General features: G+C 66.1%; 8 protein-coding genes. 3 read left to right on the top strand and 5 right to left on the bottom strand.

Annotated elements, in window-relative coordinates:
• Nucleotides 1-176 precede the first annotated feature (176 nt).
• Together G6N30_RS03980 and G6N30_RS03975 are read right to left on the bottom strand one after the other, a co-directional pair.
• The gene (locus tag G6N30_RS03980; RefSeq protein WP_134060195.1) at nucleotides 177-554 is read right to left on the bottom strand and encodes an IniB N-terminal domain-containing protein; all 378 of its coding nucleotides are present in this window, start codon (nucleotides 552-554) and stop codon (nucleotides 177-179) included.
• Between the two features lie 5 nt (nucleotides 555-559).
• Entirely contained in the window at nucleotides 560-2,404 is a 1,845-nt protein-coding gene (locus tag G6N30_RS03975; protein ID WP_134060193.1) for a ribonuclease E domain-containing protein, read from the bottom strand.
• 284 nt (nucleotides 2,405-2,688) lie between these two features.
• Between G6N30_RS03975 and G6N30_RS27120 the strand changes: the two genes are divergently transcribed.
• Both G6N30_RS27120 and G6N30_RS27390 read left to right on the top strand, forming a co-directional pair.
• The gene (locus tag G6N30_RS27120; RefSeq protein ID WP_163687388.1) at nucleotides 2,689-4,566 is read left to right on the top strand and encodes an Hsp70 family protein; all 1,878 of its coding nucleotides are present in this window, start codon (nucleotides 2,689-2,691) and stop codon (nucleotides 4,564-4,566) included.
• Nucleotides 4,563-7,070 carry a LuxR C-terminal-related transcriptional regulator gene (locus G6N30_RS27390; protein ID WP_322790009.1) on the top strand — a complete coding sequence of 836 codons (2,508 nt, stop codon included), beginning with the start codon at nucleotides 4,563-4,565 and terminating at the stop codon, nucleotides 7,068-7,070. Before G6N30_RS27120 ends, G6N30_RS27390 begins: the two co-directional genes overlap by 4 nt.
• A 38-nt stretch (nucleotides 7,071-7,108) precedes the next feature.
• Here G6N30_RS27390 and G6N30_RS03960 read toward each other — a convergent pair whose 3' ends face one another.
• Together G6N30_RS03960 and G6N30_RS03955 are read right to left on the bottom strand one after the other, a co-directional pair.
• The gene (locus tag G6N30_RS03960) at nucleotides 7,109-8,035 is read right to left on the bottom strand and encodes a hypothetical protein (RefSeq protein ID WP_134060187.1); all 927 of its coding nucleotides are present in this window, start codon (nucleotides 8,033-8,035) and stop codon (nucleotides 7,109-7,111) included.
• A gap of 35 nt (nucleotides 8,036-8,070) precedes the next feature.
• A complete protein-coding gene (locus G6N30_RS03955; protein ID WP_134060185.1) occupies nucleotides 8,071-9,612 on the bottom strand; it encodes a hypothetical protein in 1,542 nt (513 codons plus the stop codon).
• A gap of 241 nt (nucleotides 9,613-9,853) precedes the next feature.
• Here G6N30_RS03955 and G6N30_RS03950 point away from each other — a divergent pair, with 241 nt between their 5' ends.
• Nucleotides 9,854-11,032: a hypothetical protein gene (locus G6N30_RS03950; protein WP_134060183.1), complete on the top strand. Its 1,179-nt coding sequence runs from the start codon at nucleotides 9,854-9,856 to the stop codon at nucleotides 11,030-11,032.
• 28 nt (nucleotides 11,033-11,060) lie between these two features.
• Here G6N30_RS03950 and G6N30_RS03945 read toward each other — a convergent pair whose 3' ends face one another.
• Complete coding sequence (locus tag G6N30_RS03945) at nucleotides 11,061-12,107, bottom strand: sulfate/molybdate ABC transporter ATP-binding protein (RefSeq protein WP_134060181.1); 1,047 nt, start codon at nucleotides 12,105-12,107, stop codon at nucleotides 11,061-11,063.

Genomic DNA, 12,107 nt, shown 5'->3' with positions numbered 1-12,107 from the left:
AGGCGTGGACGTGGCGTCGGCTGGACGTGGGGCCTTGGTCGCCCGCGCTTGGACAGCAGCATGGTGGGCGGCCGCGGCCCGACGAGCGATAGCCTGCGCTGCGGCGGCACGCGACGCGACCTCGTTCGGATCAAGGGGGGTAGCAGTTACCGGCTCCGCCGGCTCGCTGTGCTCGTTCATGAACTGGCCCTTCGCTCATGGTCTGAAGGCCCGAACTCATCGCTGAGGCCGCCTTCGGACAGGATGTTGTGGTAGGCGTTGCCGCTGGTGTACTTGTGGAGCAACAGGTTTCGGATCGTGTCGCCGCTGCCTGGTGATGTGGTTGCCACCCGCGGGTGTCGATTCGGTGATCGCTCGCCATTCTCGTCGCCATGAGTCCGGCGGATACTCTCCTCGAAAGCTTCTGTTGCCGCGATGATTTCGGACGCCGTCACGGCTGACAGCCCGGCATCAGCCAGCGCGGCCTCCGGGTCGAGGAGGTAGCGCTGCGCGGCGTCCTCATCGCCGAGCAGCCGGCTGAGGAAATTGCTCAGCTCGCGACCGATGGTCGTCATCCGCGTCAGAAGATGTCGTCGAGGACGCCGCCGATCGCGCCGCCGACGTCCTCGACCACACTGATAGCTGCACCGCCCGCATCCTCGACGACGGTCGCTACGGCGCCGATCGCATCCTCGGCCACTCCCCCGACTGCGCCGCCCACGTCGATCACGGCGCCGCCCGCATCGCCGACTACGTCGACGACGTCGCTCCCGAAGGCATAGACGTCCTGTGCGGCATCGGTGACGGTCCCCACCGGGTCGGTGACGAGGTCCATCGCAGCTCCGAGCGCGACCCCGACGACGGGCGTCGGCACATCGACCGAAAGCAAAGGTAAGTCGATGTGGGTACTGTCCCCGAACTCGACGCCCAGCTCGGCCTTGAGCCCTACTTCCGCACCCACCTCGAGATCCAGGCCGGCGATGTCGGTCGCCACTCCGACACCCACCTCTCCCACCGAGGCTCCGACGGAGAAGCCGGTCGTGTCGCCGATCGACGCCGACGCTGAGGCCCCCGGCCCCTCTGCCTCCGCAGCTACCCCTGCACCTCCCAGCACCGTATCGATGCCGGCCTCGGCGTTGACTCGCGCGCTGACGGCTGAGGCTGACGCGGAAGCGCCCGTCTCCGGATCCCATGCGGCGTGTGCCTTTACCTCGCCCACAACGGCTTCCGCGGCACCGTAAGCCGTCCCGACCCCACCCAGACCGACTTCGCCTTCGACCCTTCCATGCAGGAGGTGTCCCTCCATGGAGACACCGGCCGCCCCGGTTTCCGGATCGTAGTAGGAATCCGTGGTCACGTGGCCGACGGTAACGCTGGCGTCGCCGGCCGCCGTGAGGCCCTCGACGGCGACGGCTGTCGTTTCACCCGTTGCCGGGTCGAAGGTCGTGACGAGGTCGTTGGCGGGGTCGGTCGTCACCGTGACGCCGGTGTCGAGGTTCACCACTGTCTGAATTCCGGTCTCGGGATCCGTAGCGGCGATGGTCTGTTCGCCCGTCACGTCGTTGACCGTGGTCACCGTGCCCGTCTCCGAGTCCGTGGTGGTCGTGAGCGTGTGCCCAGTCGACGGATCGTACGTCGAGGTCTCATTTGTCGCGGGGTCGACCGTGGTGCGGATACCGGTCACCGCATCGACAGTGGTCACGAGTCCTGTTGCGGCATCGGTGGTCGACAGAGTCACAGCGCCCGTGGCCGCGTCGTAAGTCGTCGTCACGCCGGTGTTCGGGTCGTAAGTGGTGCGGATGCCTGTGTCGTCATCGATCGTGGTGTCGATTCCCGTCCGCGGGTCATGAGTGGTTGTCTCACCGGTCGCCGGATCACTCGTGGTACGGAAACCCGTGGCGGGATCGGTGGTGGTGGTGACCCCTGTGACGGCGTCGGTGTACGACACCGTCGTGGCGTTCGTCGCTGGATCGTAGGTGGTCGTGATCCCCGTCGAATTGTCGATGGACGTACGCAGTCCCGAGTCATCGACAGTGGTGACGACGCCCGACACCGAATCAGTGGACGTGACGGTCGTGGTGCCGGTCGCCGGGTCGTACGCGGTTGTCTCACCCGTCGCCGGATCGAAAGTCTCGGTCTCACCGGTTTCCCGGTTGGTGTGGGTGGTGACCCCGGTGTCGGGTTCCGTTTCCGACTGCCAGGTCGGCATCGGATCGTCGGGTAGTACTGCCGTTCCCTCGTGATCGGCGGCATCGGTAGTGGTTCCCTGGGCGGTATCGGTTGCCTCGCCTGCGGCGGGCTCGACGGGCTGGGCATCAGTGGCCACCGGGTCAGGTGTGACCTCCGGTGGCGCCGTCGCATCATTCGCGGGCGTCGTGGTCGGCTCGGCGCTCGGGGTCGCCGTGGGTGATTCGCTGCTCGGCATGACGGGTCCTCTCCTCCTTGTGAGGTCATGGTGGGTCGCGCATCCACGCAAGGGGACGAGGAAAAAGCCCTAGCGGCCCCCTCGTCTGACGGGCGCACAGCCGCCGCGGCGGCGCGCCCGCTCCGGTCTTGACCGCAGTCCCGCCCTATAGGCCCTTGGAGGTCGCCTAGGTCCTGCCGTGCGTTGTTGGGGAATTTCGAGTAGTCCACTACTCGATGAGTCCCAGCCACCCTGGCCTTCAATGGGCGCATCAGCACTTGGGACACCCGGCAGGGGGTAGGGGCATGGCGTCGTTGAGCATGAAGGTCGGGTCGGAGATCTTCGCAGCAGTCACCGATACGTCAGCGGCGCAGTCTCAGCCAGTGAACGCGGTACGCCGGCAGGCGGTGCTCGTCTGGCGGTCCGGACAAGGGCCCGAACTGCGCGCGCCGGGGGTGTTCGGTGTGCCCGCCGACGTTGAGGTCGCAGGTTTCGTGGACCGGGTCGATGACCCGGTCGAAGTCGTCGCCTCCGATGGGACGCCGCGTCGCGGGGCAGACTTGGTGGCCCTCGCAATCGAGTACCTCGTGCGGTACTCCTCTGGGGCAGTCGAGGGTAGGCCGGACATCGCGATCTGCCACCCCAGTCACTGGGACTCCAATGCTGTCAACGCGTTTGGGTCGGCACTGCGGAGGGCTGGCCTTGGCCACGCCAAACTGGTGCCTGAGATATTGGCCGTCCTGGCGCGCACGCGGCAGATGCGCGGCGTTCCCAGTGGCGGGCCCTTGGCCGTCTACGACCTTGGCGGCAACGGGCTGAGCTTGTCCCTGGCCGATGCGCGCACGCTGGCACCGATCGGCCCCACCGTGCGCAACACCGACTTCGGGGTCGCGCAAGCGGATTACGCGATCCTGCGGCACGTACTGGCGCTGGTCGAGGAATCGGCCGCCGACCTCGATCTGGATGACAGCGGGGTGGTGCGCCAACTCGGCGATCTGCGAGACCAGTGCCGCATCGCCAAGGAGACGTTGTCGACGGAGACGGCCACGGTCATCGACGTGGACCTTGCCGGTTTCGCTGACGGGATTCGACTGGTCCGTTCAGAGCTGCAGGAACTCATCCGTCAGCCGATCGAACACAGCGCCGAATTGGTCGAGGAGCTGCTGAGGGTCAACGGTATCGATCGACGTTCGCTGTCGGCGATCGTACTGTCGGGCGGTGGCGGGGCGATCCCTCTGGTCGCGGAATTCCTGTCGTCACGATTCCGGGTACCGATACTGAGAGACCAGGATCCAGCACTCACATCGGTGCTCGGCGCGATGTCGGCGCAGCCGCCACTGCTGCGGGCGGCATCGCCACCGCCGACACCACCACCCGAGATGCCACCTGTGGCCAACCGGCAGCACGCGCATCCGCCGCTCACGCGTCCGCAAGGTCCTGTGATCGAGCGGCTCGATCCCTCAGGAACCGCCGGTACGCCCGCGCCTCAGGTTCGGCCTCGACCGAACCCGGGTCCCACAGGCGCAGCAAGTGGCTCATTCCCGCCGCCGCCACCACCCTTCAGGACCTCAGAACGTCAACCCGCGTCGACGCACACCACACGTCCGCGCAACCGCAGTAGCCGCAAGTCGATCCCCCTGCTCATCACCACCGCGGTCGCAGCGTTCTTCCTCGTGGGCTTGCTCGCCACGATGTTCGTGGGCCCTGCGGAGAACACGTCGAACACCATTACGTCGACAACGACGACACCGCCCACGACGACCATCACGACCACCACTCAGAACTCGGAGGTGACCTCAGGCGGCGATGGCGTGACCGCTACACCGAAGCAGTGCCCGTCGGGCACCAAAGCCGAGAACGGAACGTGCGTCCCGATCGCAGCGCCGTGTGAACCGCCCAGTCAGATCGTCGATGGCGTCTGCGTGACGCCACCGGTGTGCGAACCGCCGAACGAGCTCATCGATGGGGTATGCCAACCGCCGGTGATCGAGTGCCCGCCGCCGGGTGAGGTGGTGGACGGCGTGTGCCTGACGACGACGCCGCCGAGCTCCAGTACCACGAGCAGCCCACCGACCACCACGCCGCCGTCTCCGCAGGAGACAAACAATCAGACGAGTTCCGTTGTGCCACAGGAAATTTCTCAACCAACAACATCCGATCCCTCACCGGACAGTGTGCCATGACGTCGTCGCCCATCGCGGCCGTGCCCGCGGTCGTCGCGGGCGCCGCGCCCGCCTACGCGCTGTACCGCACCGTTGCCGGACGTCCGCATGCGGCCGAGCGCGTATTGGTTCGCGGCGGCGGCGGCACCGGGAAGAGCGCTTTGGTCGCGGCCATCCGGCACGTACTCCGCTCCGCACAGGTGGCGACCGCCGATTCACTGCGGCGGTTCGATCCTGCGGGCCACTCCGCACTGCTGATCGACGACGCTCACCTGCTCCCGCCGTCCGATCTGCACCGGCTGACCGACCTCGCTTATCACGAGGAACTCACCCTCGTGATCACCGTTCAACCGAGGTATCAATATCCCGAGCTTGCAGCGTTGATGAAGACCTTCGAGGCAGTCGGCCGCACAGTGGACCTCTCGGCCCTGGATGAACTCGGCGTGGCGGCCTCGGCGCGAGCACTTTTCGGCGCACCCGTATCCGCCGAGTTCGCGTCCACCGTCTCAGCACTCACCGACGGGCTGTCCTATCTCGTCGAGCCGTGCCTCCGCCGGGCCAATCCTCGGTTGCACGGCGACGTCGCCCAACGCGCCACCGCAGCCGTCCGAGATGCGGTCGCCGACAAGCTGCTTCGATTGGGTCGCGACGTCGTGCGCGTCATCGCGCTCAGCAACTTCGGCGCCGATCCGGACGAGGTGAAGCTCGGCGAAGTCCTGCAACTCGGTGACGGACAGGTGTGCGCCATCTACGACGAGGCCACCAACTGTGGTCTGCTGCACCCAGGTACCGACTTGGCGCGCATAGTTGCGGCCGAGGTCACCGGAGCGCTGGGTCACCCGCAGGTGGCGGCGCTGGCTGAGCGCTACTACCGCGCACGCGGCGAGGAGAAGCACCTGGACCCCGAGTTAGCCGCGAATCTCGCGGAGTGCGGTGTGCGCGACACCCACCTGTGCCGAGCACTACTGGCGGAGGCGGTACGGCAGGTCGGAGGTCGACCTCGTTTGGCGGAGCGCTACTACCGCGCGGCGATCGACGCCGCCCCGTCAGACGGCGACCTGCTCGTCGAACGGGCCGATGCCGCCTTCCGGATCGGCCGCTTCGACGATGCACTCCGATTGGCCGAGGTAGCCCTCGAGGACTCAACGTCCACCGATGTGACCACAGCCGCGCGGGTTGCGGCCAGTACCTGGTGCGCCCGGGGACTGCTCAAGCGAGGGGCGGATCTGTACACCTGGCTCGGTCCGCAACGGGTCGGCGAGGACGGTGCAATCGCCGCAATGCTTCTCGTCTGTGCCGGTGACGCGAAGGCGGCGACGGCGATGGCAGAGTCCCCTGGCACAAGGCCTCCGACCGCCGACGTCAGCGGCCACCGATTGCTCGCACAGGCACTACTGACGTCTTTGCGACAGCCCGGGCCGGCGACACTGAACTTGTTCAGCCGCTCTTTGACGGTGCTCGATGGGTCAAGCACTCGAGTGGTCACACCCGATGACGTCGCAGCAGTGACGGCGATCGCGGCGTTGCACGTCGGTGACCTCCGCAAGGCGCGTACGGTGCTTCGACGGGCTCTCGACAGCGGGTCGGACTCTGCGCCGGTCAGTGTACGGCTTCGCCTCTTGATGGCGTGGACGATGATGCTCGAGGGCCACCTGGAGGTGGCCGGTTGCGAGCTGGCCGCGGTCGGCGGACGGGACCTGCCTTCGCGCGAACGCTTCTTCGTTGATGCTCTCCATGTCGGCCTGGCACGCAGACGCGCTGATGTAGGGCAGCTACACATCGCGCTGGCCCAGGCACGGGAAAGTATCGACGACTACTCGGTGGACCTGCTGAGTCTGCTTCCGGTCGGCGAGTTGTGGGCGGGCGCTTCACGAGTGGGAGAGGCCGGCTTGGTACGGCACCTCGTCGACGACGCCTTTGCACTCACTGACAGCTTGGGCGGTCCACCGTTCTGGACGTGTGCGATGCATTGGTACGGACTGACGGTCGCCATCCGATCGGATTCACCGAGCGACGTGACCCGGCACGCCCGGGCACTGCGCGCGGCCGCCGAACAGAGTGAGTACGCTGCTGCGCTGGCGGCAGCGGGTCGGGCGTGGGTGCGGGCACTCAACGCTGAGCTGGACATGGCTGAACTTACTATGGCCGTCACCGGGCTTCAGTCCTTCGGGCACGGCTGGGATGCGGCCAACCTCGCTTCGCGAGCCGCCCTCCGGTGCGCCGACAATCGAATGTCGGCGGAGCTCCTCCATCTTGCGCGGGTCGCCGGACAACCGGCACCCGGCAGCGACTCGACCGTCGTCCCCGCACATGTCACCGCGGATATGCACACGTTGAGCGATCGTCAGCGGGAGGTCGCAGCTCTGCTTGTCGCGGGGCTGACGTACAAGGGAGTGGGTGAGCGCCTGTTCATCTCCCCGAAAACCGTCGAATACCACGTCGCGAAGATCAAGCGCGTGATGGGTACGGATTCACGCAGCGAGTTGATCTCGCGTCTGCACGCGCTCGAGCGGAACGACCGGTAGCCGGATCCACCGGGCCGGGTGCACTTCAGCACTCGTGTCTACCGCCCAGGGTCCAGGAGGTCGTCCACCGAGAAGTCGTCGGGTGGCGCCGCGTACGCGTACTCGTCGAACATGTCGTCGGCTGCTGCTGATTCGGAGAGCGGATCGAAGTGCGCCTCCGCTGCTCCGTCCTGTGGTGGGTCGGGCGCAAACGGGATCGCAGTGTCGAAGGCGACCTCGGTACCGTCGGGCACGGTGGCATCATGGTGGGATTCGGGCCACTGGAAGCCGTCGTCCGACCAATCGACGGTTAGCTCGCCGTCTGACGGCCCGTTGAAATCATCCCTCCACATGGGTTGCGCATCAACGTCTTCCGATTCGGATCCGCCGGCAGATCCGTCCATAGCGGGCCAGGCCGAAGTCGCAGGAGTCGAATGCTCGTTCTGCAGCGACTGGCCGCCCATGTGGAAGTCGCCGTCCACATCGGCGGGAGCCGGATCGGTGTCGAGATAGTCTTGCGATACCGACCGCATGGCGGTGACGTCGCCGGCAGAGTCATACGTCGTCGTCGCACCGGTGTACTGGTTGTGGACCGCCAATTCACCGCTGGCGTGATCGTAGACGGACGTCTCTCCGAGTACCGGATCGTGGATTGTGGTGCGTCCCAGGACCATGTCTGTCAGCGTGACCTGGCCACTGGCCGGGTCGTACACGCGCGTCTCACCGGTGGCAGGAATGATGGTCGTGGTCACGCCGGTCACCTCGTCGTGAGTGGTGATCGTCAACGTGCCGGTCACGGTATCCAGCGTGGTAAGGCTCCCATCAACGGGGTCAAAGGTTTTCATCAGTCCGGTCAGCGGGTCGTAGTGCCGCGTGACGCCAGAATGAGAATCAAGCGTTCGGGTGAGTCCGCTCGACGCGTCGTAGGTCGATCGCGCCGCCGACGCATCGCTCAGATCGATTCCGACACCCGCAGGATCTGTCATCTCGCACACCTCCGTGCTTCATCGATGGTGACGTGTCAGCCCACCACAGGTTGATCGAGGCAGTCGACCGCCGCCCCGTCTGGCCCATCCTGGCAAGTGGTTTCGTACACGGGCTGCTCGTAGCCGAGGTCGCTCATCTCATTCGTCTCGATGGGCTCTTCGCACATCTTGAGTACGTCCACGCTGAAGTCCGGCTCCACATTGGTCGCTTCTGGATGCGGCGCAGGGGCCTCATCGAACGGTCCTTCCCAGGCATCGCTCACGACCGGGCCCGCATTGATGCCGTCGGAGGTGAGCGGACGGTCCAGCACGACGGGGGTCAGATCATCCGGGATCGGCAAGTCGCCGGGGTCACAGAGGACCAGCGGGTCGTCAGCGAAAGGAGCGTCGTCGACAGCGCCGGTCGTGGTGAGATCGTCGGGCACCAGGGATCTGTCCACAGTCAGCACCGGATCGATCCACTGGTCCAGCACCATCGTCGACCCGTCGGCAGCCGTGATGGTCTTTGTGCCCATTCCTTCCGGGCCCAGGATGGTGCGCTCCGACGAGCCGTCCTCCCGGTGAATGTGCCTGTCGACGCTACCGTCTTCGGCCAGGCGCATCCGTACGGTGGTGCCGTCGGATGCGTTGAAGACCGTCTCGGTGGACCCGTCAGGCCGCGGCACCATCAACGTCGACTCCCGCGTACCGTCTGCGTGCACCACTTCATGCATCGAACTCCCGTCGGGGTAGAGGACCCGCTGCGCGGTCTCGGTGGTCCCGTCGGTGTGCAGCGTCGTCTCGTCGCTCGATCCGTCGAGCCGTTCCAGCCGAGTGGTTCTGGTGCCGTCGGCCGCGACGTGCTCGCTGAACCTGCTGCCGTCCGGTTTGACATATGCCCGGTCGAGCACAGTTTCGGCGTGTCCGTCGGGTGATCGGGTGGTCGTGGTGGTCGTGTTTGTCGCCGGGTCGAATTCCTGGGTGACCACTGTTTGCGCACCCGAGGCATCCACTTCGATTGTGCTCGAACCGCCGTGGGCATCGAGGACGAACGTGGTGCTCGATGAGGATCCATCGGGGAGGGTCCTGATCTCCTGCCACTGGCCGTCGGGAAACTCCGTTCGAACCTCACGAGTACCGTCGGCAGCCTCGAATTCGCGAATGACATGGTCGCCGGCAGGGCCGTGCACCGCCGTGACGACCAACGTGTCGACACCACCGGGATGCGTAGTCGTCGTCGTGGTGATCTGGGCAAGATCGTTGTGCTCCACGTCGGTACGTGATGTGTGCACGGAACCGTCGCGATGCCTGCTGATCGTCTCGTCGGACTGGTCCTTGCCTGGTCGATGGTCGGTCGCGAACGAGGTGCCGTCGTCGTGCGTAATCTCCGTGTAGACCCGACCGTCAGAGTACGTGTGGATTTCGGTCACCTCGCCGGCACCGTCGGAGCCGATCGACACCTTTGCACCGTCGTCGGCGATGAAGCGAACCGCTCGATACACCTCTCCGGTCGGTGTGACGCTGACGGTTGTCGTCGAGCCATCGGCGTGTTCGACCTCGGTGGTCGGTGCGGTTCCCAGACTTGCGGATACAGCCATTGCTCTTCCTTGCAGGCGAAGTGCTGATTGCGGCGCAGGCCCATGCTAGGTCCGTGCATGCCACTCGGGCGCTAGGGGAAAGCCCTAGCCTCTCCCCTTGCCACACCGAGCAATTCGCGTTCGAGTAGTCGGCTACTCAACCGACGGCGTCGCCCCCCGCTCACGCTGGTGCAACCGGGCTGTGTCCGGTCGTCAATCGCAGCAGCGAATCGGACTGAGTGTCCGAGTTGGGAGTAGTGCCATGAGAATCTTCGCCGACAACGAGGAGCCCATCGACCCGGGATCAGGAGGAATCCAAGGCGATTCCGATGTCCTCGTGGATGTCTTCGATGCCGTGGCGGAGGGGGCGCAAGCCGCCTACGCCACGGCCGCGGAAGCGGTCGACGCCACCTATGACGCCGCGGAGCAGTACGTCGATGACCTTGCTCACCGCGCCGAAGCGGATCCGATCGGACTTGCCGCCGATCTCGCCGAAAGCGCTTATTCGATGGTGCCGCACGTCGACGTCGATGTCGACGAGAACGGCGCATTCGACACCACGTTCTCAGCGGGCCCCTTCGGAAGCGTGAAAGCTCACGCCGGCAACGACGACGAGGGACACTTCGGTTTGACCGCAGACGTCAAGGTGGGCCTGGATGAAGCAGGCATTTCCTGGGAGGGTCGGTACAGCGAAACGGATGACGGTTTCCGGGTGCAGGGGCAGTACGGAGCGCAGGCGGTCATCGACGGAGTTCCGGTGGGTGTCGAATATCGCGCCGGATATGAGGACCTGGGCGACCACGGCTTCAAGGCGACGGCCGGAACAAGCAGCGGGTTGTCGGCGGATATCGACGACGCGGTCGAAGGTTCGGTGATGAGCGGCAACGACGTTGACTTCTCCTTGGTTGACGGACAATCCACGATCGGTATTCGGCACAGCACCGAAGCGAGCATCGAGGTCGACGGAGACGAGGTCGTCGACGTGGCATCCGAACAGGGAGTCGCGTACACCTGGGGACCCGACGGCGAACGCATCATCCTGCATGACGAGGTGTCCGGCACCCTGGGCGACGAAGCCGACCACGTGAGTGGCACAGCGCGTATCGCCTATGAATACGGCACGGACGCGGACGGCAACGAAGTGGAGCGGTGGACCGCATCGGAGACGGTCGCGGTGGAGAGCGAAACGCTGGGCGTCGATCTGTCGTCGTCATCGACCGATGCGTCAAGCAACATCTTCATCGATGACGGGGCTGATGACATCGTGGTCGACGGCACGCCCGCCGAATACCAGGTCGCGACCGACCCTGGCCTCGACACCACATACATGACCGAGACCGGAGCAGACGCGGAACCCGGCTACGCGGAGACCACCGAGACGCTCGTGCTCGACGAGGTGGGCGGCGCTGCCGGATGTTACAGCGATGGGGATCAGCCCTAGCCCTGGGTACATCCAGCGGCCTGACGGCTCACGCGTTGGTCAGCGACTCGTCCTCGTCGGCCTTCGGCAACGCGGCGCCGCCGGGGATTGCCGGCACCCGGGTGGCCCGCACGTAGACCGTCTCGCCCTCACGCAGCCCCAGCGCCTCGGCGTCGCCGCGGGTGATCTGCGCGGTGAACGGCGCATGCGTCGCGGCGTTGGTCAGCTCCAGGCGCACCTCGAAGCCCAGCACCACCACGCGGTCGATCGTGGCCTTGACCACGCCGGTCGCCTGAACCGAGTCGCTCTCGTAGATCGGCAGCTCCGGGTTGCGGCCGACGCGGATGTCGTGCGGACGCACCAGCGTGCCGTTGAGGGAGGACACCGCACCCAGGAACGACATCACGAACGCGTTGGCCGGGGTGTCGTACACCTCGGTCGGCGAGCCGACCTGCTCGATGCGGCCCTTGTTCAGCACGGCGATACGGTCGGCCACGTCGAGCGCCTCGGCCTGGTCGTGGGTGACCAGCACGGTCGTGACGTGCACTTCGTCGTGCAGCCGGCGCAGCCACGCCCGCAGATCCTCGCGCACCTTCGCGTCGAGCGCGCCGAACGGCTCGTCGAGCAACAGCACCTGGGGGTCCACCGCCAGCGCGCGGGCCAGCGCCATGCGCTGACGCTGACCACCGGAGAGCTGGTTGGGGTAGCGATTCTGGAACCCGGCGAGCCCGACCACCTCGAGCAGGTTGTCGACCTTCTCCTTGATCTCGGCTTTCGGGCGTTTGCGGATCTTCAACCCGAACGCGACGTTGTCACGCACCGACAGGTGCTTGAACGCGGCGTAGTGCTGGAACACGAAGCCGATCCCGCGGTGCTGCGGCGGGACGTTGGTGACGTCGCGGCCGTTGATCGTGATGGTGCCGGTGTCGGGGTGGTCCAGACCGGCGATCGCCCGCAGCAGCGTCGACTTGCCCGAACCACTGGGCCCGAGCAGGGCGGTGAGCGAACCGGCGGGAACCTCGAAATCGATGTTGTCCAGCGCCGCGAAGTCGCCGTAGTGCTTGTTGGCGCGGCGCACGATGATCGCGTCTGTCAT

This window comes from Mycolicibacterium litorale, assembly GCF_010731695.1.
Classification (GTDB): Bacteria; Actinomycetota; Actinomycetes; order Mycobacteriales; family Mycobacteriaceae; genus Mycobacterium; species Mycobacterium litorale.
Note: the sequence above shows the minus strand (reverse complement) of the source record. Positions and strands in the feature narration are given on the sequence as shown.